The sequence below is a fragment of the Adhaeribacter sp. genome (assembly GCF_057359045.1).
The window spans coordinates 14,861-39,113 of record NZ_JBMQUD010000030.1 but is presented as its reverse complement, the minus strand read 5'-3'; the positions used below and the strand labels follow the sequence as shown (position 1 = coordinate 39,113).

The following is a 24,253-nucleotide window of genomic DNA, read 5'->3' as shown; positions in this document are numbered from 1 at the left end:
ATGGCTAGAATTGCAGGAGTAGATATTCCGGATAAAAAAAGAGGCGAAATTGCCTTGACTTATATTTACGGTATTGGCCGTAGAGCATCGCAATCTATACTTACTAAAGCAGGCGTAAGCTATGATAAAAAGGTAAGTGAGTGGACTGAAGAAGAAGCTGGTGCTATCAGGTCAGTTATTGCAGCCGAACACAAAACCGAAGGTGTATTGCGTTCTGAGGTGCAGTTACACATTAAACGTTTGATGGACATTGGTTCCTACAGAGGTTTACGTCATAGAAAAGGCTTGCCTGTGAGAGGTCAGCGGACTAAGAACAATTCCCGCACTAGAAAAGGGAAACGTAAAACAGTTGCTAATAAGAAAAAAGCTACTAAATAAGTAATATAAAATGGCTCAAAAGAGAAAAGATAAAGCTAAAAAACGGGTCGTAGTAGTTGAGTCTACCGGACAAGTTCATATCAAAGCTTCTTTCAATAATATTATTATCTCTATTACTAATAACAATGGTCAGGTAATTTCCTGGGCTTCGGCTGGTAAGATGGGATTTAAAGGTTCTAAAAAGAACACCCCTTATGCCGCACAAATGGCTGCCTCAGATTGTGCTAAAGTAGCACATGAACTGGGTATGCGTAAAGCAGAGGTTTTTGTTAAAGGTCCGGGTGCTGGTCGTGAGTCTGCTATCAGAACGGTTCAAAATGCTGGTATTGAAGTAACAACCATTAAAGATGTTACCCCGCTGCCGCATAATGGTTGTCGGCCACCAAAACGGAGAAGAGTTTAATAGTAATAATAGAGCTGGTGTTTATTAGCTTTATTTAAATAGTAGATAAAAATGGCAAGATATACTGGTCCAAAAACCAAAATTTCCAGAAGATTTAACGAGCCTATCTTTGGTGCAAGTAAAGCTTTACAAAAGAAAGCTTACCCTCCGGGCATGCACGGCAGAGGCAGAAGAAAAAAGCAATCTGAATACGCTATCCAATTAATGGAAAAGCAAAAAGCTAAATACCTGTATGGCATTTTAGAAAAACAGTTTGCTAATATTTTTGATAAAGCTGCCCGTAAAGGTGGTATTACCGGTGAAAACTTATTGGCTTTACTCGAGTCGCGTTTAGATAATACGGTTTATCGTTTAGGTATTGCGCCAACCCGGCGTGCTGCCCGTCAGTTGGTATTGCATAAACATATTGTTGTAGATGGCGAAGTAGTAAATATTGCTTCATATTCTTTAAAGCCTGGTCAAACAATTGGTGTTCGTGAGAAATCTAAATCTTTAGAGGCAATTACCACTAGTTTATCAGCCCGCAATGCCCGCCAGTTTAACTGGTTAGAGTGGGATGGTAAAGAAATGGTAGGTAAATTTATTTCTGCCCCGCAACGCGACCAGATTCCTGAGAAAATTCAGGAACAATTAATTGTGGAACTTTACTCTAAGTAATAGTTCCTTAGTAAAAATTATAACTAATAAAATAGTCTTATATGTCTATATTAGCCTTTCAAATGCCTGAGAAAGTTGTAATGGAGAAATCCGACGACTTTAATGGACAATTTGAATTCAAACCCTTAGAGAAGGGATATGGAGTTACCATTGGCAACGCACTCAGAAGAATTTTACTTTCTTCATTGGAAGGTTATGCTATTACTTCGGTGCGTATTCCTAGTGTACTGCATGAATTCTCTACTATAGAAGGAGTGATAGAAGATGTATCAGAAATAATTCTTAATCTGAAAATGGTTCGTTTTAAAAAAATAAACGATGCCATAGAAGATAAGATTACGGTTTCTATCAAAAATCAAGATACTTTTACCGCCGGTGATATAGACCGGTTTACCAATGGTTTCCAGATTTTGAACCCGGACTTAGTTATCTGCCATTTAGATAACAGTATTTCCTTAGATTTTGAATTAACCATTCAGAAAGGAAGAGGTTATGTACCGGCTGAAGAGAACAAACCAAATGACCAGGTATTTGGCCAAATTGCCATAGATGCCATTTTTACGCCAATAAAAAACGTAAAATATAGCATTGAAAATACCCGGGTTGAACAGAAAACTGACTACGAAAAACTTTTAATTGATATTCAGACAGATGGATCTATTCATCCGGAAGATGCATTAAAAGGCGCAGCCCATATTCTGATTCAGCACTTTATGTTGTTCTCTGATAATACCATGACTTTTGAAACAGCGAAACCTGAAGAAGAGGAAGCGGTTGACGAAGAAATGCTGCACATGCGTAAAGTACTTAAAACACCTTTAAACGATATGGATTTATCAGTTAGGGCTTACAATTGTTTGAAAGCTGCTGATATTCGTACTCTAGGTGACCTGGTACAATTAGACATGCAGGACATGATGAAGTTCCGGAACTTTGGTAAAAAATCTTTAACCGAGTTGGAAAACCTGGTTCAGGAAAAAGGACTTACGTTTGGAATGGATCTTTCCAAATATAAATTAGACGAAGATTAATTAATTAATTAACGGCATAATTCCCGATCCCCGACTGGGTTGATTGACGGTATGCACGTGCACAAAAAGTAAAATGAGACACGGTAAAAAAATTAACCATTTAGGTAGAACGTCGGCGCACCGGAAAGCTATGTTATCAAACATGGCATCCTCTTTAATATTGCATAAACGCGTTTCTACAACAGTGGCCAAAGCTAAAGCTTTACGTAAATTTGTAGAGCCACTATTAACAAAGTCTAAGAACGATACCACCCATTCCAGACGTATTGTTTTTTCTTACCTGCAAAACAAAGATTCTATCAAAGAATTATTTGATGAAGTAGCTGGTAAAATTGCTAATCGCCCGGGAGGTTACACCCGTATACTTAAGTTAGGTGGCCGTTTAGGGGATAATGCCGATATGTGTATTATTGAGTTGGTTGATTTCAATGAAGATCTAGTAGCTGCTACTACGCCGGCTGGTAAAGCTAAAACCAGAAGACGTTCTCGTGGAAAAAAAGATTCAGGTGCAGCTAACACTGCTAATGAAACGCCTGCTGCTTCAACTGAAACTCCAGATGCAGAATAAAGAATTATTCAGGTAATAAATTTAAGGGATATGATATTTATCATATCCCTTTTTTTATTTTTGCGGTAATAGAATTATTATGAAAGAAATCAAAAGTACAGAAGCCGTTCTTTTATTAGAAGATGGCAAAATTTACCGGGGTAAAAGTTTAGGCCAAATTGGTACCAGTTCCGGTGAACTATGTTTTAACACGGGCATGACCGGTTATCAGGAAATTTTTACCGACCCTTCTTACTTTGGCCAGATTATTATAACTACTGTGCCACATGTGGGTAATTATGGCGTAGTCCGGAAAGAAGTAGAATCCGGACAGGTGCAAATCAAAGGTTTGGTTTGTAAAGAATTTTCGGATTATTTCTCCCGTAAATCAGCCGAAGGTTCTTTACAGGAATATTTTGAACAAGCCAATATTATTGGCATTTGTGAAATAGATACCCGGGAACTCGTACGGCACATCCGGAGTAAAGGTGCCATGAATGCCATCATCTCTTCTGACGGCACCGACATTGAAACGCTGCAACAGCGGTTAAAAGAAACCCCTTCTATGGATGGTTTAGAATTAGCCTCTAAGGTAAGCACTACGTCGGAATATAATATTGATACGCCAGAGAAAGTATTTAAAGTGGCCATTCTGGACCTAGGGGTTAAAAAGAATATTTTAAATAATTTTACCCAACGCGGTTGCGAGTGCCGGGTATTCCCATACGATACCAGTTTTGAAGAAATGGAAAAATGGGAACCAGATGGCTATTTTATTTCTAACGGACCCGGCGATCCGGCGGCTACTACGCAGGCACTAGAGAATGTAACCAAAATGTTGGTGGAGGAAAAGCCATTATTTGGTATTTGTATGGGGCACCAGATTTTAGCGCAAGCAAACGGAATATCTACCTACAAAATGCACAATGGTCACCGGGGGTTAAATCATCCGGTTAAGAATTTAATTACCGGTAAGTGCGAAGTTACCTCGCAAAACCACGGTTTTGCGGTAGATGCCGACCAGGTGAAGAACAACCCTAAAGTAGAAATAACCCACATTAACTTAAATGATGGTACCATAGAAGGTATCCGGGTTAAAGGTAAACCGGCTTTTTCGGTGCAATATCACCCAGAGTCTTCTCCGGGCCCCCACGATTCGGCTTATTTATTCGATGAATTTATTCAGCTGCTAAAAAAGTATAAAGGCCAGGAATAGGCTTATACGTTGTTGTTTTAATAATTTTGAATTTCACTTATAATTATTGATAAAAATGAGTTTAATAGAGAGCATACACGCCCGCCAGATTTTCGACTCCAGAGGAAATCCTACTGTTGAAGTTGATGTAATTACCGAAAATGGATTTTTAGGCCGGGCGGCAGTACCATCCGGTGCATCTACTGGTAAACACGAAGCAGTAGAGTTGCGCGACGGTGATAAATCTAAATACATGGGTAAGGGTGTATTGCAGGCTGTTACTAATGTAAACAATATCATTGCCGAAGAATTAATCGGGTTTAGTGTGCTGGAACAAAGCTTATTAGATAAAATAATGCTGGAGTTAGATGGTACAACCAATAAAGGTAAATTAGGTGCTAATGCCATATTAGGGGTGTCATTGGCCATTGCCCGGGCTGCTGCCCAGGAGGTAGATATGCCGTTGTACCGCTATGTAGGTGGAGTAAATGCAAATACTTTACCGGTACCTATGATGAATATTTTGAATGGTGGTAGCCATGCCGATAATTCTATCGATTTCCAGGAGTTTATGATTATGCCGGTGGGTGCCCCTTCTTTCTCAGAAGCATTGCGCTGGGGTTCTGAAATATTCCACCACCTGAAAAATGTATTGCACAAGCAAGGTTTATCTACTAACGTAGGCGACGAAGGTGGTTTTGCACCAAATATTAAATCTAACGAAGAAGCCATCAAAGTGGTATTGCAGGCCATCGAAACAGCTGGTTACAAGCCCGGCGAGGAAGTGATGATTGCCATGGATGCAGCGGCTTCGGAATTCTACGATGCCTCTTCGGGAACTTACCACTTCAAAAAATCGACCGGCGATAAATTAACTTCTTCGGAGATGGTTAATTTCTGGACCGACTGGAGTAAGAAATACCCGATTATTTCTATTGAAGACGGTATGGACGAAGATGACTGGAGTGGCTGGAAAGCTTTAACAGAATCTATTGGTAAAACTACGCAGTTAGTAGGCGATGATTTATTTGTTACCAACGTTAATCGCTTGCAGCAGGGAATTGATCAGCAAATAGCCAATGCTATTCTGATTAAAGTAAATCAGATTGGTACGCTTACCGAAACTATTGATGCTATAAATTTAGGTCGCAGAAATGGTTACAAGAGCATTATGTCGCACCGTTCCGGCGAAACCGAAGACAATACAATTGCTGACTTAGCCGTAGCTTTAAATACCGGACAGATTAAAACTGGTTCGGCTTCTCGCTCCGACCGGATGGCTAAATACAACCAATTGCTCCGGATTGAGGAAGAATTAGGCGAAACGGCTTACTTCCCCGGTAAAAAAATGTAATTTATAACCCGGAATTTTTTAATTTAGGGGCTGTTAAACCAGTGGTTTGGCAGCCCTTTTTCATTAGAGCTTATGCGTATGTTAAATAGAATCCCAAAGTTTTTCCGAAGCTTTTATTTTCTTTTTACCTTGTTCTTCCTGGTTTGGATGGTGTTTTTTGATTCGAATGATTTTGTAACCCAGTATCACATGAGCAAAAAACTAAGTGATCTGGAAGATGAAAAGGAACACTATCAGCATAAAATTGCCGAAGTGCAACAAGATAGAGAGGAATTGCTGAGTAATTCTGAGCTCCTGGAAAAGTATGCCCGAGAAAAGTATCAAATGAAAAGGCCGACTGAAGATTTATTTATTATTATGAAAACAGAAGATAAACACAAATAAATTGTGTGATAGTAAGCTGTAAAAGAATAAAGCATATAAATCAAAAAGGCCGCCTAATCTTAGACGGCCTTTTTGATTAAGCAAAAGTGTGGAATATTTTTATTCTATTTTCTTGCCGGTCATGGCTTCTTTTATCGAAATATCCATTACGCGCTCAGCAAATGGCCGGGTAGTTTCTTCTAATTCGTCTACTGCTTTCAGAATGGCATCTTTGTCGCCGGAATTTAATATTTCGGCTACGGATTTTCTTTTCTGAGCTGTTAATTCCAATTCGGCAGGGGTTAAGTGTACCTGGTTTTTTTGCACAAACCTATCAACCTGGTAAAGTAATTGTTCGGCGGTAGTACGGGCTTCAATTACCATGCGGGTAGCAACATCTTCGCGGGCGTGCATTACCGAATCGAGTAACATTTGTTCTACTTGGGCGTCAGTAAGGCCATACTGGGGTTTTACTTCTACCTGCTGTTTTACACCCGAACGCAGTTCAATGGCTTCTACTTTTAAAATACCATCGGCGTTTAAAATAAAATTAACATCTACTTTAGGCAAGCCGGCCGGCATAGCAGGTATACCGGTTAAATTAAATTCAGCCAGTTTCCGGTTTTCTTTTACCAGGTCGCGCTCGCCCTGGTACACGGCTATTTTCATATTTACCTGACTATCGATAGAAGTGGTATATTGTCGGCCGGCTTTGGTAGGTATTTTAGAGTTACGCGGAATAATACTATCCATTAAACCGCCCATGGTCTCGATACCCAATGTAAGCGGTGTTACATCTAATAGTAAAATATCTTTGCGGTTACCGGCCAATACATCGGCCTGAATGGCGGCTCCCAAAGCTACTACTTCGTCGGGGTTAAGTGAGTTATTAGCTTCTTTGCCGAAAAAGTCGGAAACGGTGCGGTAAACCAACGGAACCCGCGTAGAGCCGCCCACCATTACCACGGCATCTATGGCCTGTTTTTGCAAATTGGCATCGGCCATGGCTTGCTGGCAGGCCTTTATGGTTCTTTCTACAGTAGGGCTAATAAGTGCTTCAAAAGTTGCGCGGAATAACCGACAGTTTACCTGGCCCAATGTAGCCGAATATTCATCTGCAGAGCTTAAGGCTTTTTTTGCTTCTTCAGCTTTTAAACGCAAGCTCTGGGCTAATTCTTTATTTTCGGTCAATTCCGCAGCCGGAATATTATTTTCCTGGAGCCAGTAATCTACTATAGCCCGGTCAAAATCATCGCCACCTAAATAAGTATCGCCGTTGGTACTTAAAACTTCAAATATTCCTTGCTGAATGCGCAGAATAGAAATATCGAAAGTACCTCCGCCTAAATCATAAACGGCAATGGTTTTTTCTTCGGCAGGGTCTAAGCCAATGCCATAAGCCAGCGAAGCCGCCGTTGGTTCGTTTACAATGCGCAAAACCTCTAACCCCGCTAGTTTGCCGGCATCGCGGGTAGCCTGGCGCTGCGAATCGTTAAAGTACGCCGGTACCGTAATTACCGCGCGGTTTACCGGCGTTTTTAAGGCGTGTTCGGCACGTTTACGCAGTTCTTTTAATATTTCGGCCGATAGCTCAATCGGAGAATAAAACTGGTCGCCGACCCGTATTTTAACTAAGCCTTCGGTATTATCATCAATAATTTTATAGCCGAAATAATTTTTGTGGTTGCCTAAGTCATGGTAAGATTTACCCAGCAAACGCTTTACCGAATAAATCGTATGGGCAGGATCGGTAATTAGATATTCTTTGGCCTCGTTGCCCACCAGTACTTCACCGGCCGGGACAAAGTGCACCACCGAGGGTACAATGGTACCCAAACCTTGGTCGTTAATGGCAATAGGCCTGTTTTCTTCCGGATGAAAGTAAGCTACCAGACTATTGGTTGTACCCAAATCTATACCAACAATAATTTCTTCTTTTTGTATTGTACCCGTAGACAGGTTTATTGCGACTTTAGCCATTTTGAATTAACGTAAGTGCTTTCATTAAAGCGAATATGAAACAGCAAAATTAAGCATAAAGTTAACGAGAAGCGTTTAAAAACCACCATTTTGAATAGTAGTAAAAGCCGCTAAGGTAACTTTAATATTAAGCTATAATGGTATAGTACTATATTAATAAAACTGTATTATTTGAATTATTTAGATGTATAGAATGTTATAGTAGGGTAAATAATTGTATCTCAACAAGATAATATTCGTAAGAATATCTGGTGAGATTGTTCTAAATCCTGGTGTCATGAAAAAACAAAAAGAAAAAATGCGCAGTAAGTGGAACCGGAAACACGCCCGTAAAGCTATTCCGTTGTTTGCCTCCTTTTTCCTGGCCCAGTTCCCGTTGCCTGCCGGCAATATGGCCCATAAGCCGCAGGCGGCTACTCATGCGCCTACTGCCGAAGCCTTAAAATTTGTGCAGTTTGAATTGGAAGTATACAACATGTACGAAGAAATAGGTCTTGAGAAAGCTGGCTTAAACTTAGAGGTATTTAATAAGGCTATGGTGGGCTTCTTAAACCTGGTACACGCCGGAAAAATAGAGAATAAAAATATTTTAACCATTGCCGATTTTGATAAGCATTCGGCGGAGCAAAGATTTTGGGTTATCGATTTAGGTGCTCGTAAAATTCTGCACCAGTCGTTGGTTGCACACGGGAAAAACTCGGGCTGGGAACGAGCTGAGAAATTTTCGAATGTACCCCAATCAGAAATGAGTAGTTTGGGCTTTTACGTAACGCAAGATACCTATATGGGTAAACACGGCTTGTCGTTGAAATTAAGCGGCCTGGACGAGGAATACAACACCAATGCTTTTGACCGGAATGTTGTAGTACACGGTGCTGATTATGTAAGTGAAGCATTTGTGAAGCAGCACGGCAGATTGGGCCGGAGCCAGGGATGTCCGGCATTACCTATGGAAAATTACCGGGAAGTTATCAATACCATTAAAGGTGGTTCGGTATTATACCTGCACGCTTCTAACGCTGATTATGATTCTCAGTTTTTAAATACCGATGTAGCTATGAATTCCTTTTTTTCAGAGATTTCTCCCGTAGCCGATATTTAATTACATAAGAGCTAATAAAATAAAAACCGCCGCTTTTATAGAATAAGAGCGGCGGCTTTTATTTGCAGTATATTAAAAGTTTACGTTAAATCTTTTCCCTAAAGCTTCCAGGTCTTTTACCACGGGTTCTAAGAGCGGAATGCCGGTTTTTAATCTTTCTTCAGAAGTTTTGCGCTCCGGATCACCCGGAATAAGTACGGCTTCCTGACCTTCTTTTGTTTTGGCGGAGCGGAAAGTATTTATCCAGTTATCCATGTGGGATTTAAATTCATCGGCCGGCCGGAAAGCATCTACGCGCATGGCGCCAAAAAAATGACCAATACCTTCGCCCACCGGGTTGGTTGGTAAAGGCAAAAAGCTTACAAACGGCGGTACCCACGGCCCGTAATTGGCACCCGATAAAACCGCTGAAAATATATCAACAATAGCTCCTAAAGCATAGCCTTTGTGGCTACCATGTTCGCCGCCCAAAGGCATTAAGGCACCGCCGTGTTTTAATGCGTGCGTATCGGTGGTGTTTTGACCGGCAGCATCCTGAATCCAGCCCAAGGGGGCATCTAATCCTTTCCGTTGTAATATTTCTAGTTTACCGTTAGCAGCCGTAGTAGTGGCTAAATCGGCCACAAATGCAGGTTGTTCATTGGCCGGAATGGCTACCGCGATGGGATTGGTACCTAATAATCTTTCTACCGAAAACGTGGGTGCTACCAACGGGCTAGCATTTGTCATAGCTAAACCAATCATATCGTGGGCCAGCGCCAGCATGGCATGGTAACCAGCAATACCAAAATGGTTAGAATTTTTAACCGATACCCAGCCGGTGCCTACCTGCTTGGCTTTATCTATAATAATTTGCATGGCTTTGGGCCCAACTACTAATCCCAGGCCACGGTCACCGTCTACTACTGCTGTGCTGGGGGTTTCGTGTACCACTTGTATGTTGGGTTGCGCATTTATCCGGCCGGCTTCCCATAAGCGTACATAACCCGATAAGCGGGCAACACCGTGCGAGTCGATGCCCCGCAAATCGGCGGAAAGCAGTACATCGGTTGCCAGGGTGGCATCTTCTAAGGATAAACCAATGCTCTGGAATATATTTTGGGTAAACTGATGCAGAACAGGATAAGAAAACATTGAAAGCTGCGGTTAATAAATGAATAAAGTTGTTATTAGTATATAAATATCCGGGAAGGTAATTGCAAGATTAAATTAAAGGTGATGCTAAAAATAAAATATAGTTTTACCGGCTATAAAGGTATACGCCGATAATTTTAATCGTTGTGCAGTAATTGCTGGAGCATGCCTTCTTTTAGGGCGTACGCCGAAACCCGGATTTTATTTAGCGCATAATTTTCCAGCACAAAATCAATCAGGATTACGGCTACTACAATCATGTCTACGCGCATGGCCAGCATACCCGGTATCGCCAAGCGTTCGGGCCGGGTTTTCCGTAGTATTTCCTCATAAATTTCGTAAAAATCGGCCAGCGCCAAATCGGCTTCCGGGCTGGTATCCTGCTCCCGGTTAATGCCGGAACGTTGGGTATGGATGTCGCATAGCGTATCGAACGAACCCGAGGAACCAATTAAGGCGGTAGGCTGACATCTCTCCACAGCTTCGGTTAATGGTACTAATTGTTCCTGCAAATAAATTTTTAATGCTTCTACCGAATGCTCCGAAATAGGATCGGTAATAAAAAATTTATCGAGCAAGCGCTGGGCACCAATTTCAAAACTTTGTTTCCAGAATATTTGGTGATCGTTGCAAATGATAAATTCTACACTGCCGCCGCCAATGTCTATAATCAGGCTTTTTTCAGTACCAATTTCGAGGGCTGCTTTAACACCGTAATAGATGAGTTCTGCTTCGCGGTCGCCGGTAATTACTTCTACATTTATGCCGGTTTGCCCCGCAATAGTTGCTACCAAATCGGGGCCGTTAGCGGCATTGCGTACGGCGCTGGTGGCTAAGGCGGTAACCTGTTGCACTTGGTGCTGGTTTATTAATTCTTTAAACTGCTTAATGGTTTGGAGGGCCCGATTAAAAGCTGCCGGGGTTATTTCGCCGTGGCTGATACCGCCTTCGCCTAACTTTACCGGTTCTTTTATTTTTAACAACGTTTGGGGAACATTGCTGTTTTCTACCGCTACAATCAGCAGGTGAAACGTGTTGGTTCCCATATCAATTAATGCCAGCCGTTTGGTTTCTTCCATTTTCGTCTAAATTTTGCTGTGCGTACTAAACCGGTAAAAGGTACCCAAAGGTAGCTTATGCGCGGTTTTATCCAGAAGATAAAGTTCTCCAAATTCCGGCATTTGCCGCGACTCGGTAGCAAAATGCTGGTTTACCAGGTTTTCCAAAATAAAAGCCGAAAAGCCCAGCGAGTATAAGTTAATCAGAAAGAAATTGTCTTGAGGGTCAATTAGTTGGCTGCACAGGTACATGAGTTCGTTTAGCTCGTCTTCTATTTGCCATTTTTCGCCGTTTGGGCCGCGGCCATAAGCCGGCGGGTCCAGAATTAAGCCCTGGTATTTGTTGCCTCTTTTTACTTCACGACGGGCAAATTTCATGGCATCTTCTACCAGCCACCGGATATCGCTTAAATTACTGGCTTCCATGTTTTCGCGTGCCCAGTAATTTACGGCCTTTACAGCATCTAGGTGTGTAACATCGGCACCGGCTGCCCGCGCGGCCAAAGAAGCCCCGCCGGTATAAGCAAACATATTTAAAACCTTGGGCTTAGCTGTTTGTAACTGTTGGGTTTGGTTGTAAATAAATTGCCAGTTGGGCGCTTGCTCCGGAAACAAACCTACGTGTTTAAAAGACGATAATCCCAGCCGGAAACGCAGGTTTAGGTTTTGGTAATTATAAGAGATAAACCATTGCTCCGGCATCCCTTTTTTCAGGAGCCATTGGCCTTTTTCGGAACTGCCTTTTTCTTTTTTAAAAACTGCTTGCGCCAACCGGTCCCATTCGGCATTGGGTAAACTTTTACTCCAGATGGCCTGCGGCTCGGGGCGCGCCAAAACATACTGCCCAAATCTTTCCAGTTTCTCAAAATCACCGGAATCGAGTAGTTCGTAGTCTGCCCAGTCTTGTACCGTCAGAAAGGTATACATGCAACTAATATCCTGCTTAAACTATTAAATAATCATTTTAAACCCGACATTTACGAATTGTACCTGCCTGCGGCTAAATTGCGGCTTTAATATTTTATCTTTACAAAAAAAATATAAAAACAGCGCGGCAAATATAAGCATAAATTAAGTAGGGCTTAACGGTTTAGTACCCGGTACAGGTTTATCCCACTAAAAACCTTTGCTCGTTTATTTCTGCGGTGTGTAATTTAACGGCTCGTACGTAGTACCATTTAGATTATTATGGAAATTACTTTTTATAAATACCAGGGCACCGGCAACGACTTTGTAATGATTGATAACCGGCAGGAACATTTTGACCGGAACGACCAAGCTTTGGTGGCGCACTTATGCGAACGCCGTTTAGGTATTGGAGCCGATGGGCTGATTTTATTGCAAAACCGACCCGGCTACGATTTTGAAATGGTTTATTTTAATGCTGATGGGCGTTTAGGCTCGATGTGCGGAAATGGGGGACGGTGTACGGTGCAGTTTGCAAAGCAGCTTGGCGTTATTACTGACAAAGCTTATTTTCTGGCTGCCGACGGCGATCATTACGCAACTATTTTGCCTAATGGAGATATTTCGTTAAAAATGAACGACGTGCAGACCATTGAATGTGCTGACAGTTTCTATTATTTAAATACCGGTTCGCCGCACTACGTAGCGTTTGTAGATGTCCTGAGCAGTTACGAAGTATTTGAAAAAGGGCGGAGTATCCGGTACAACGATCGCTTCCGGGCCGAAGGTACCAATGTGAATTTTGCCCAGTTACCTGCAGCCGATGAACCCATGTTTGTACGCACGTACGAGCGAGGTGTAGAAGACGAAACTTTTTCTTGTGGAACAGGCGTAACGGCTGCTGCAATTGCCGCTTCTTTCCGGGGGCAGGCTAGTCCGGTAAAAATTAAAACCTTGGGCGGCAACCTAGAAGTGGCCTTTAACCGGCAAGGCGAGCAGGTTACAGATATTTACCTGATTGGCCCGGCCGTTTTGGTGTTTGAAGGAAAGATTAGTATTTAGCTGTTAGCTATTAGTAGTTAGTAATAATTTTTAAAATTACTACAAGCTTTAACAATGGTTATGTATTTTACAGTAATTTACCAGGCAATAAATACTTACTAACTTATAATTAACATCTAAAAGCTAATCTCTAATAACTAAGCGCTAACAACTAAAACCGTGTTCCTGAAATCAGATTTGTTGTACTTAAGGGCTTTGGAAAGTACCGATCTGGACTTTTTGTACCGTTTGGAAAACGACGTGCAGGTTTGGCGGGTAAGTAATACAGTTGCTCCTTTTGCGAAGGAACTCCTGGAAAAGTATTTAGAGAATGCCGCTGATATTTACAGTGCCCGGCAATTACGTCTTATAATCTGTACTCCCAATCACCAGCCGATTGGTGCCATAGATTTATACGATTTTGAACCCCAGCACCAGCGGGCCGGTATTGGCATTATAATCGATGCAGACTACCGGCAACAAAAAATAGCCCGTAATGCATTAGAATTATTTTTGCACTACTGCCAGCAAATTTTACTGCTGCACCAGGTATATTGCACCATACCAGTGAGTAACCAAGCTAGCCTGCGGCTCTTCCGGGGAGTAGGTTTTACCCTAATTGGCCTTCGGAAACAATGGCTCAGAACTCCCGTGGGTTGGGAAGACGTAGAAGAATACCAGAAGATATTTTAGATACTTTAATTAGGCTGAGCATTATCAATAATTAGTGTACCCAGCACTTTATAGCTGTAATCATCCTCTCTTTACAAAATTCTTTCTATATAAAAACAGAAGGCTACAATATATTAAATATATTATATTATAGCAGCTAGCTTATATTTTGTAATTATTTTAATATTAATTTTATATTAAGCATTGTAAATAAATTAAGATAAGTCTGTTAGGAATTAACTCTTGTTAATAAAATTGTATTACTATTAATTTATCTAAGCTACTGGTGCCTGCCTATAATTTATAATTTAACTAATGCAATTGCGGTTTAATCTTAAGTTACGGTAAAAACTAGTATAAATACTTATCTTTTTTTCAGGCTTATACGGATATTGCTTAAAAATCCAAAGATAATTTGATTTTTTTTACAGCCTTTTTTTTAATAATCCGTACAACTCTTCTGTAAGCAAAACCTAAACCTACCTAACTGGTTTTAGTTACATCTTTTTCCGTATAATTTCTAATAAATTATATATAAGGTTTTAAAAAACACTAAAATTACTATGCTAAAATTTGACCAAAACCATACGGCCAATAACACCAACTTACCTTCAGACGCGGCATCGGCTGAAAATGCCCTTAGCCAAGCGCCAGTTGCTCAAAAAAATAATATTCAAAGTTTCTTAGCCGATATGCCAGATGTTGTTTGTATGTCGCATTTACGCTGGGATTTTGTATTCCAAAGACCGCAACATTTATTAACTCGTTTTTCGCAGCATAGTAATTTGTACTATTTTGAGGAGCCATATTTTTATGATGGCGCCGAACCCCGTTTAGAGCTAACTACCCGTGAGGGCGGTAATATAAATATTGTGGTGGCTCATTTGCCTAATGGGCTAACACCACAAGAATCGGATGCTAAACAAATAGAATTGATTAATGCCTTTTTTGCCGAACGAAATTTAAACCGCTTTATTCTTTGGTATTATACCCCCATGGCATTAGAGATAACCCGTCAGTTAAAGCCGGTATTAACCGTTTTTGATTGTATGGATGAGTTGTCGGCATTTAAAGGGGCACCGCCGCGGCTGCGCGAACTGGAAACCGAAATGTTTGGTTTGGCAGACTTGGTATTTACCGGTGGCCAAAGCATTTACGAAGCTAAAAAAGACCACCACCCAGAGGTTTATGCTTTCCCCAGCAGTATTGATAAAGCGCATTTTGCCCAGGCCCGCCAAACTATTGCGGATCCCGCCGACCAGGCGAATATTCCGCATCCGCGTTTTGGCTTTTACGGCGTAGTAGATGAGCGTTTTGATATTGAATTATTACGCGGCATAGCGGCCCTACGGCCCGACTGGCATTTTGTAATAATTGGCCCCGTAGTAAAAATTGATCCGGCTATTTTGCCACAAGCCGAAAATATTCATTACCTCGGCGGTAAAAATTATAAAGAGTTGCCGCTGTACCTAAGCGGTTGGGATGTGGCCCTGTTACCATTTGCCCTGAACGAATCAACTAAATTTATTAGTCCTACCAAAACACCCGAATATTTGGCAGCTGGCAAACCGGTGGTATCTACTTCTATAAAAGATGTGGTGCGGCCTTACAGCGAGCTTGGTTTGGTACACATAGCCGATACGCCCGATGATTTTGTAGCTGCCATAGAGAAAGCTTTGGCCCAACGGACTGATGTGGAATGGCAAACCAAAACAGATGATTTCCTGGCGGGTATTTCCTGGGACATTACCTGGCAGAACATGGTTTGCCTGATGCACATATCCTTAACTGAAAAGAGCGCACCGCTTAACTAATTACCTTTAACTAAACAGAAAAATAACAATAAATTATAACGTATATAAATATGTTTGATTACCTAATCGTCGGAGCTGGTTTTGCCGGTAGTGTGTTGGCAGAGCGTCTTGCCACAAGATCTAATAAAAAAGTACTTATCATAGACAAACGGTCGCATATTGCCGGTAATGCCTATGACCATTATAACGAAGAAGGCATACTGGTTCACAAATATGGTCCGCATATTTTTCATACCAATTCTAAAGATGTCTTTGATTATTTATCACAGTTTACCGACTGGCGCTCGTATGAACACCGGGTATTGGCTAGCGTAGACGGACAATTAGTGCCTATTCCGATTAACCTGGATACCATAAACAAGCTGTACGGCTTAAATTTAACTTCTTTTGAATTAGAAGATTGGTTTGAGTCGGTAGCTGAATCGACACCGGTTATTAAAACTTCGGAAGACGTAGTAGTAAGTAAAGTTGGCCGCGAATTATACGAAAAGTTCTTCCGCAATTATACCCGTAAACAGTGGGGCATGGATCCATCGGAGCTGGATAAATCGGTAACCTCGCGCGTACCAACCCGCACCAACCGCGATAACCGCTATTTTACCGATAGCTACCAGGCAATGCCGCTGCACGGATTTACCAAAATGTTCGAGAACATGCTGTCGCACCCGAACATTAAAATCATGCTCAATACCGACTACAAAGAAATCATGAATGTAATTCCTTACAAAGAAATGATTTTTACCGGTCCGGTAGATGAATATTTCGACTATAAATTTGGTAAGCTGCCTTACCGGTCGCTCGAATTTAAACACGAAACCCTGAATACCGAAACGTTCTTGCCAACAGCGGTAGTAAATTACCCGAATGAGCAGCCGTACACCCGGATTACCGAGTTTAAATATTTAACCGGTCAGAAGCATCCAAAAACCAGTGTGGTATACGAGTATCCGCAAGCCGACGGTGACCCATATTATCCGGTACCCCGGCCCGAAAATGCTGAATTGTATAACAAATACAAAAAACTGGCCGATCAAACGCCAGGGGTGCATTTTGTAGGCCGCTTAGCCACCTATAAGTATTATAACATGGACCAGGTAGTGGCCCAGGCTTTAACGTTGTATAAAAAAATAACTGAGAAAGTTGAAGAAGATAAGACGATTGCAGAGATAGAGAAAATAGTGCAGGGCAAGTCGTCGCTAAACGGATCTTCCATCAAAATCAGTTCGAATGGAGCAGGTTGAACTTTGGGGAGGGATTGAGTGCAGTTACAATCGGGTAGGCGATAAGTACTTTAATCAGTTAAGCCGTAGCGGGCACGACCGCCGCCTTTCTGATCTGGATTTATTTGCCGCCTTGGGTATAAAGAAGTTGCGTTATCCGGTACTTTGGGAGCAAATTGCTCCCGAAAACCTGGATAACCTCAATTGGACTTGGACAGATGAGCGCTTATCCCGTTTACAGGAGTTAAACATAGAACCAATTGTGGGTTTGGTCCACCACGGAAGTGGTCCGGCCTACACCAGCTTAGTAAGTGATAATTTTGCCGAAGGTTTGGCTACTTTTGCCGGCCTGGTAGCCGCCCGTTACCCGTGGGTTAAATATTATACCCCGGTTAACGAGCCCTTAACTACGGCGCGCTTTAGTGGTCTATATGGCCTCTGGTATCCGCACGGCAAAAGCGATTCGCAATTTGTACGGGCCTTGTATAACCAGGTGCTGGGTACTAAATTAGCCATGGAAGCTATCCGGAAGGTAAATCCAACGGCTAAATTAGTCCAGACCGAAGACCTGGGGCAAACCCAAAGTACACCTCTTTTAGCCTACCAAGCTACTTTCGATAATAACCGGCGGTGGCTTTCCTTCGATTTACTCTGTGGTAAAGTAACGCCCCAGCATCCGCTCTGGAATTATTTACAGCAAGCTGGTTTAACCGAACAAGAACTGCTGTTATTGGTGGATAGTCCACTACCTCCCGATATTATTGGTATAAACCACTACATTACCAGCGAGCGCTACTTAGACGAACACCTGATTGCTTATCCAATGCATACCCATGGTTCTAACGGATGGCATAAATATGCTGATGTTGAAACTGTACGCGTGCAGGGGGTAGAACGCATAGGTATTCAGAACCTGCTCCAGCAAGTATGGGAGCGGTATCAATTACCCATAAGCATTACCGAAGCCCATATTTGCTGTACCCGCGAAGAGCAAATGCGTTGGTTTAAAGAAATTTGGGATGTGGCTACAACCTTAAAAGCGCAGGATGTTAACCTGGAAGCAGTAACAGCCTGGGCTTTGTTGGGTGCTTTCGACTGGAACAGCTTACTTACCCAAGAACGTAACTTTTACGAAAACGGCGTATTTGATTTACGGTCTGGTGAGCCCCGGCCAACGGCTATGGTGGCTATGCTTACAAGTTTAGCCTGTACCGGCGCTTACCAACATCCGGTTTTAGGTACCAGAGGTTGGTGGGATCGGGAAGAAAGATATGTGTATAAGCATAAAACCGGCTATATCCGTTCTATCAAACATCAATCGCAGCATCCGCACAAAGAGGTACCACCTATTTTAATTACCGGAGCTACTGGAACGTTGGGCCAGGCTTTTGCGCGTATTTGCCGAAACCGGGGCTTGCGGTATAAACTCCTGAATCGGCAGGAACTAGATATTGCTAACCAAGAATCAGTTGCTGCCGCTATTCAGTCGTTCCGGCCATGGGCTATTGTTAACGCGGCTGGTTACGTGCGGGTAGATGAGGCCGAAAGTGAACCTAATCAGTGTTATCGCGAAAACACCGATGGCCCTGCAATTCTGGCTGCCAACTGTCAGGAATATGGAATTAAACTGCTTACCTTTTCTTCGGATTTGGTATTTGCAGGAGAAAAATCAGAGGCCTACACCGAAGCAGATATTCCGCAACCGCGTAATATATATGGTAGCAGTAAAATGTTGGCCGAGCAGGAAGTATTACAAATATTACCTGCCGCTTTGGTAGTGCGTACCAGCGCTTTCTTTAGTATTTGGGATAAACACAATTTTGTGTACCAGGCTCTGCATGCCTTTGTGTCAGGTAAAAGGTTAACGGTGGCCAATGATGTAGCCATTGCGCCTACCTTTGTGCCGGATTTAGTAAATACGGCTTTGGATTTGCTCATCGACGATGCTTGTGGTATCTGGCACCTGGCCAATAAAGGCGCTTATACCTGGGCCGAACTGGCCCGTTTAATTGCTGAAATTGCCCGGATTGAAAGCCCCGATTTGGAAGAGCTACCGGTTGCAGAATTGAGTTTGCCGGCTTACCGGCCCAGAAACTCAGTATTAACCAGTATAAAAGCCGATTTAATGCCAACTGTAGAAGAAGCTTTGTATCGTTGTGTACACGATATTTTATTACAAATGCAACACGAGAGAAGCCAGATTGGAAAACAGTTACCGCAGCCTGAATTGGATAATATTTCCCAATCTACCCATACCGGAACCAATTAAATATTGGTTCTAAATTATTAATAATGCCGACGTATGTAAAATTCTTACTTACGCCGGCATTATTTTTTAGGAAATTTTGGCAGTAATTATAAGCATAGTACCGTATTTTAAAACACAGGTATAATCTTTGCCCTAAAATTTGGAATTCATTTATAGCCAACATCGTTTTAAGGGTAAATATCCGTATAAAGCTTAGCGTTGTTATGATTAATAATGCTGAGGATTTATAACTTGTTCGCTCATACGTTGTTTTAAACCGAATTCTTAAGAATTATTCGGAAAAACAACGTATTTTTGACGATTATCATAATTTTCTAAAGTAGATAAGAAATGTTCGATTTTATCGGAAAAACCATTGCCAAAGTGTTCGGAACAAAATCTGAGCGCGATATAAAAGAGATTACGCCTTACGTTAGCTTAATAAATCAGGAATATAGTAAACTTGCTACACTCTCCGACGATGATTTGCGGGCTCGTACCGCAGCCGTTAAAGCCCAGATAGACGAGCGTCTGGCCGAAATTGATAATAAAATAAAAGAACTACACCAGCAGGTTGCCGATAATCCGGAGCTGGATATTATGCAGAAAGAAGCGGTGTTTAACCAGATAGACGAGCTGGAAAAGACGCGCAACAAAGACCTGGAAACCGTTTTAATGGAAGTGCTGCCCCAGGCCTTTGCTATTGTAAAAGAAACGGCCCGCCGCTTTAAAGAAAATAAACAATTGGTAGTAACGGCTACCCCCCTGGACCATGATTTTGCGAGTCGCAAATCTAACGTAGAGATAAACGGCGACAAAGCTACCTGGCATAATAAATGGATTGCGGCCGGCAGCGAAGTTACCTGGGATATGTTGCATTACGATGTGCAGTTAATTGGCGGTATTGTATTGCACCAGGGTAAAATTGCCGAGATGGCAACCGGTGAAGGTAAAACTTTGGTAGCTACCTTGCCCGCCTTCTTAAATGCTCTGGCTAAACGTGGGGTACACGTAGTAACCGTAAACGACTATTTGGCCAAACGTGACTCTGAATGGATGGCGCCCTTATTTGAGTTCCACGGCCTTACCATCGATTGTATCGATAAACACCAACCCAATACCGATGCCCGTCGGCGCGCTTACCAGGCCGATATTACTTATGGTACCAACAACGAATTTGGTTTTGATTACCTCCGCGATAATATGTCGCGCAACACCGATGAGTTAGTACAGCGCAAACATCATTTTGCCATGGTCGATGAGGTAGACTCGGTTTTGATTGACGATGCCCGTACGCCTTTGATTATTTCGGGACCAGTACCGCGCGGCGATGAACACGAGTTCTACGTGCTGAAACCCCGTATCTCGATGCTGGTAGAAGCCCAGAAAAAATTAGTAGGTAATTTTTTGGTAGAAGCCAAACGCCTCATTAAAGAAGGCAACGACAAAGAAGGTGGTCTGGCTTTATTCCGGGCTTACCGCGGTTTGCCTAAAAATAAACCACTTATTAAATTCCTGAGCGAAACTGGCGTACGCACCATTTTGCAGAAAACCGAAAACTTTTACCTGCAGGACAATGCCCGCCAGATGCCGGAAGCCGATGAACCGCTGTACTTTACCATCGACGAAAAGCACAACAACATTGAGCTAACCGAAAAAGGCGTTGATATGATTACCGGTCAGGGCGAAGATCCCCAGTTCTTTATCTTGCCCGATATTGGTAGCGAATTAGCCAACATCGAAAATAACAGCGGGTTCTCGCACGAAGATAAACTGCACAGCAAGGAAAAGCTGATGAACGACTTTGCCGAGAAATCGCAGCGGATTCATACCATTAACCAGCTTTTAAAAGCATATACTTTATTTGAGCGCGATGTAGAATATATTCTCACCGAAGACCGTAAAGTAAAGATTGTAGATGAGCAAACCGGTCGGGTAATGGAAGGTCGCCGGTATTCCGATGGCTTGCACCAAGCCATTGAGGCCAAAGAAAACGTGAAGGTAGAAGATGCAACCCAAACATACGCCACGGTTACTTTGCAAAACTACTTCCGGATGTACCACAAACTTTGCGGTATGACCGGTACAGCCGAAACGGAAGCCGGCGAATTCTGGGAAATTTATAAACTCGATGTGGTGGTAATTCCAACCAACCGGCCTACCCAGCGCCAGGACCACCACGATAAGGTATATAAAACCGTTCGCGAAAAGTTTAATGCCGTAGCCGAAGAAATTGTAGAACTAACCAAAGCGGGTCGTCCGGTACTGGTGGGTACTACCTCGGTAGAGATTTCGGAAATTGTAAGCCGCATGCTGCAAATGCGTAAAATTCCGCACCAGGTATTAAATGCCAAGCAACACCAACGCGAAGCCGAAATTGTGGCCGAAGCCGGTAAGCCGTCTACGGTAACTATTGCAACCAACATGGCCGGTCGGGGTACGGATATTAAATTAACACCTGAATCGAAAGCTGCCGGTGGTTTGGCCATTATTGGTACGGAACGCCACGAATCGCGCCGTGTAGACCGCCAGTTGCGTGGTCGTGCCGGCCGGCAAGGAGACCCCGGTTCTTCGCAGTTCTTCGTGAGTTTGGAAGATAACCTGATGCGCTTATTTGGTTCCGACCGGATTGCCCGCCTTATGGACCGCATGGGTCTGGAAGAAGGCGAAGTAATTCAGCACTCTATGATTTCAAATTCTATTGAACGGGCACAGAAGAAAGTAGAAGAAAATAACTTTGGTACCCGTAAACGCCTGCTCGAGTACGACGACGTAATGAATGCTCAGCGGGAGGTAGTTTACCGCCGCCGCCGCAATGCTTTGTACGGCGAGCGCCTGGAACTCGATATTTGGAACATGATTTACGACACGGCCGAGGATATCTCGCTAAATCATAAAGGTAGCGGCGATTACAATGACTTTAAACTGAATATTATCCGGGTTTTTGGTTTTGATACCAATATTACCGACGAGGAAATGCAACGTTTACAGCCTGAGCAATTAACCGAACGCCTGTATAACGAAGCCCTGGAAAATTATATCGCTAAAAATAACCAGATTGGTGAGCATTCATTCCCGATTATTTCTGATTTATTCCACAACCGGGGCGATATTATTCAGAATGTAGCCGTGCCGTTTGCTGATGGTCGCCGACAAATTACCGTAGTAGCCAATTTGCAAAAAGCGGTTCAGAGCCATTGTAAAGAGTTAATCCGGGAAATGGAAAAAATTATTGCCCTTTCTACCATCGATACTGCCTGGACCCAGCACTTGCGCGAAATGGACGATTTGAAACAGTCGGTACAAAATGCCGTTTATGAACAAAAAGATCCGCTCCTAATTTACAAGTTCGAATCTTTTGAGTTATTTAAACGGATGATTGGCAAAGTAAATGAGGAAACAATTTCTTTCCTTTTCCGGGCCGACATACCGGTACAGGAACCGGAAGAAGTACAGGAAGTTAAACCCCGGCCGCAGCCCAAAGCACCTGCGCTTAAGTTGCAGAAAGAAGAAGCACATTCTTCTTTAGATGGAAGTAATGGCAGCAGTAGCAGCAATGGCATACCAGCCGCAGAACCGGAAAAAGTTATGCCGGTGCGGGCCCAAAAAGTAGCTGGCCGTAACGATAAGGTTAGCGTTAGGTATAATGATGGCCGCGTGGTACGGGATGTTAAGTTTAAAAACGTAGAACAAGACGTAACCAATAATCGTTGTGTGATTATTGAATAAATAAACCTATAAAAACGGTAAATAATATAGCAGCTTATATTGATCATACGCTTCTGCGTCCGGACGCAGATGAGCGTATGATCATTTCTTTATGTAAAGAAGCTGAGAAGTATAAATTTGCGGCCGTATGTATTCCGCCTTGCTTTGTAAAAGTAGCTGCTAAGGTACTTAGTAGCCAGGAAGTAAAAATTGCCACTGTTATTGGTTTTCCATTGGGTTACCAAACGGCCGAAGTAAAGTTTTTTGAGGCCCACAAAGCCATTACCGCCGGAGCTGCCGAAATAGACATGGTAATGAATATTGCGGCTTTTAAATCGGGGCAATATGCCGAGGTAGAAAACGAAATTGGCGAACTGGCTACTTTATGTCACTTTAAAAATGCCGAGCTAAAAGTAATTATTGAAACGGCTTTACTATCAGAAGACGAAATTGTAGACGCCTGCCGGATTTGTGCCGAAGCCGAAGCAGATTTTGTAAAAACTTCAACGGGTTTTGCGGGACGAGGAGCCTCGGTAGCCGATATAAGATTAATGCGCGATAACCTGCCCGATAATATCCGGATAAAGGCTTCCGGAGGCATCCGGGATTTGGCTTTTGCCACCGAACTTATTTTAGCCGGGGCCGACCGGATTGGCACTTCTGCCGGAATAAAACTTATGCAGAATGGGAAATAAATACTATAATTTTATATTTTTTTTGTTGCTCCTGTTTTTGGGGGTTGGTTGTGCCAGTGCCGGGCGCAGTAGCAGCAGTACTTCCAATCGTACGGGGGGCAGCACCACCGAAACCGCTGCCGAAGATTTAAGTAAATACCGGCCGCAGTTTAATATACCGGCTGCAGCGGGTAATAATACCGCAACTCCTGCTACTAATACCAACACGGGTAACATGCCCACCCGCCATGCCAATGCCAAAGTTACGACTCTGCTCGATACGGCTACCATTATGAATAAAAGTATCCGGTACGCCGAAGGTTACCGCATTCTGGCTTATTCTGGTATTGAGCGGAAAGCAGCTATGGATATCCGGAACGAAATTGTACGGCGGGTACCCGAAGAAAAAGATTATCTGCAATACAAGCAGCCTACTTACCGGTTAAAAATCGGCGATTATTTTAGTAGAATAGAGGCCCAACAAGTTTTGCTCCGGATTAAAGATGTAGCTCCCAGCGCCATAATTGTTGCCGACCAGATAAATGTTAAATAATCATAGCTAGGATTAATCTTTTGTACGGTTTGTTTTACCGATATAATATTGCCAATACCAACATTTTAGTAACTAAACTTTATCAGTTTTCGGGTAAATACAAAAAATATTGAATTTCGCTTTTCTCCTCCATAAAAATTTATTCCCTTCGTACCTAAACCAGAAATCAGGTTTTAACCAGGCATATTTTTAGTACTACATCCTAATAAAAAAAT

General features: G+C 42.6%; 21 protein-coding genes. 17 read left to right on the top strand and 4 right to left on the bottom strand.

All coding sequences use genetic code 11. The features are described from left to right. From rpsM to ACO1R6_RS05155, 8 genes are all read left to right on the top strand, one after another. Positions 1-378 (top strand): 30S ribosomal protein S13, encoded by a 378-nt coding sequence (gene rpsM, locus ACO1R6_RS05190; RefSeq protein ID WP_486262778.1) that lies wholly within the window; start codon positions 1-3, stop codon positions 376-378. A gap of 10 nt (positions 379-388) precedes the next feature. Beyond that, positions 389-781 (top strand): 30S ribosomal protein S11, encoded by a 393-nt coding sequence (rpsK, locus tag ACO1R6_RS05185; RefSeq protein WP_486262777.1) that lies wholly within the window; start codon positions 389-391, stop codon positions 779-781. Between the two features lie 51 nt (positions 782-832). Continuing rightward, positions 833-1,438, top strand: a complete 606-nt coding sequence (rpsD, locus tag ACO1R6_RS05180; RefSeq protein ID WP_486262775.1) for a 30S ribosomal protein S4 — start codon at positions 833-835, stop codon at positions 1,436-1,438. A 41-nt stretch (positions 1,439-1,479) separates the two neighbouring features. Further along, complete coding sequence (locus tag ACO1R6_RS05175) at positions 1,480-2,469, top strand: DNA-directed RNA polymerase subunit alpha (RefSeq protein ID WP_486262773.1); 990 nt, start codon at positions 1,480-1,482, stop codon at positions 2,467-2,469. A gap of 73 nt (positions 2,470-2,542) precedes the next feature. Beyond that, on the top strand, positions 2,543-3,037 hold the full coding sequence (rplQ, locus tag ACO1R6_RS05170) for a 50S ribosomal protein L17 (protein ID WP_486262771.1): 495 nt from the start codon (positions 2,543-2,545) through the stop codon (positions 3,035-3,037). Positions 3,038-3,116: 79 nt separating this feature from the next. After that, positions 3,117-4,232 carry a glutamine-hydrolyzing carbamoyl-phosphate synthase small subunit gene (carA, locus tag ACO1R6_RS05165; protein WP_486262769.1) on the top strand — a complete coding sequence of 372 codons (1,116 nt, stop codon included), beginning with the start codon at positions 3,117-3,119 and terminating at the stop codon, positions 4,230-4,232. A gap of 55 nt (positions 4,233-4,287) precedes the next feature. Then, positions 4,288-5,565: a phosphopyruvate hydratase gene (eno, locus tag ACO1R6_RS05160; protein WP_486262768.1), complete on the top strand. Its 1,278-nt coding sequence runs from the start codon at positions 4,288-4,290 to the stop codon at positions 5,563-5,565. A 78-nt stretch (positions 5,566-5,643) separates the two neighbouring features. Then, complete coding sequence (locus ACO1R6_RS05155) at positions 5,644-5,949, top strand: FtsB family cell division protein (RefSeq protein WP_486262766.1); 306 nt, start codon at positions 5,644-5,646, stop codon at positions 5,947-5,949. Positions 5,950-6,048: 99 nt separating this feature from the next. Here ACO1R6_RS05155 and hscA read toward each other — a convergent pair whose 3' ends face one another. After that, positions 6,049-7,908, bottom strand: coding sequence for a Fe-S protein assembly chaperone HscA (gene hscA / locus ACO1R6_RS05150; protein ID WP_486262765.1), 1,860 nt, complete (start codon positions 7,906-7,908; stop codon positions 6,049-6,051). 277 nt (positions 7,909-8,185) lie between these two features. On the opposite strand from hscA, the gene ACO1R6_RS05145 reads away from it, so the two are divergent. Further along, positions 8,186-9,010, top strand: a complete 825-nt coding sequence (locus ACO1R6_RS05145) for a murein L,D-transpeptidase catalytic domain family protein (RefSeq protein WP_486262763.1) — start codon at positions 8,186-8,188, stop codon at positions 9,008-9,010. Between the two features lie 72 nt (positions 9,011-9,082). Here the strand turns inward: ACO1R6_RS05145 and ACO1R6_RS05140 are convergent, their stop codons facing one another. The 3 genes from ACO1R6_RS05140 to ACO1R6_RS05130 all read right to left on the bottom strand — a co-directional run bounded on the left by ACO1R6_RS05140 (position 9,083) and on the right by ACO1R6_RS05130 (position 12,129). After that, positions 9,083-10,144, bottom strand: a complete 1,062-nt coding sequence (locus ACO1R6_RS05140) for an Ldh family oxidoreductase (RefSeq protein ID WP_486262761.1) — start codon at positions 10,142-10,144, stop codon at positions 9,083-9,085. A 137-nt stretch (positions 10,145-10,281) separates the two neighbouring features. Then, positions 10,282-11,223, bottom strand: a complete 942-nt coding sequence (locus ACO1R6_RS05135) for a Ppx/GppA phosphatase family protein (protein ID WP_486262759.1) — start codon at positions 11,221-11,223, stop codon at positions 10,282-10,284. A 6-nt stretch (positions 11,224-11,229) separates the two neighbouring features. Further along, positions 11,230-12,129, bottom strand: coding sequence for a class I SAM-dependent methyltransferase (locus tag ACO1R6_RS05130; protein ID WP_486262758.1), 900 nt, complete (start codon positions 12,127-12,129; stop codon positions 11,230-11,232). Between the two features lie 261 nt (positions 12,130-12,390). Between ACO1R6_RS05130 and dapF the strand changes: the two genes are divergently transcribed. The 8 genes from dapF (at position 12,391) to ACO1R6_RS05090 (ending at position 24,038) form a co-directional block, all read left to right on the top strand. Next, positions 12,391-13,170, top strand: a complete 780-nt coding sequence (gene dapF / locus ACO1R6_RS05125; RefSeq protein ID WP_486262756.1) for a diaminopimelate epimerase — start codon at positions 12,391-12,393, stop codon at positions 13,168-13,170. Between the two features lie 159 nt (positions 13,171-13,329). Next, on the top strand, positions 13,330-13,842 hold the full coding sequence (locus ACO1R6_RS05120; RefSeq protein WP_486262755.1) for a GNAT family N-acetyltransferase: 513 nt from the start codon (positions 13,330-13,332) through the stop codon (positions 13,840-13,842). Between the two features lie 542 nt (positions 13,843-14,384). Further along, on the top strand, positions 14,385-15,635 hold the full coding sequence (locus ACO1R6_RS05115; RefSeq protein ID WP_486262753.1) for a glycosyltransferase family 1 protein: 1,251 nt from the start codon (positions 14,385-14,387) through the stop codon (positions 15,633-15,635). Positions 15,636-15,685: 50 nt separating this feature from the next. Beyond that, complete coding sequence (gene glf / locus ACO1R6_RS05110; protein ID WP_486262752.1) at positions 15,686-16,876, top strand: UDP-galactopyranose mutase; 1,191 nt, start codon at positions 15,686-15,688, stop codon at positions 16,874-16,876. Further along, a complete protein-coding gene (locus tag ACO1R6_RS05105) occupies positions 16,863-19,124 on the top strand; it encodes a family 1 glycosylhydrolase (protein WP_486262750.1) in 2,262 nt (753 codons plus the stop codon). Before glf ends, ACO1R6_RS05105 begins: the two co-directional genes overlap by 14 nt. Before the next feature lie 330 nt (positions 19,125-19,454). Then, positions 19,455-22,832, top strand: coding sequence for a preprotein translocase subunit SecA (gene secA / locus ACO1R6_RS05100; RefSeq protein WP_486262748.1), 3,378 nt, complete (start codon positions 19,455-19,457; stop codon positions 22,830-22,832). After that, positions 22,829-23,506, top strand: coding sequence for a deoxyribose-phosphate aldolase (gene deoC / locus ACO1R6_RS05095; protein WP_486262806.1), 678 nt, complete (start codon positions 22,829-22,831; stop codon positions 23,504-23,506). The genes secA and deoC overlap by 4 nt, the downstream gene beginning before the upstream one ends. Beyond that, positions 23,496-24,038: a sporulation protein gene (locus ACO1R6_RS05090; protein WP_486262746.1), complete on the top strand. Its 543-nt coding sequence runs from the start codon at positions 23,496-23,498 to the stop codon at positions 24,036-24,038. The genes deoC and ACO1R6_RS05090 overlap by 11 nt, the downstream gene beginning before the upstream one ends. The last annotated feature ends 215 nt before the right edge of the window (positions 24,039-24,253 follow it).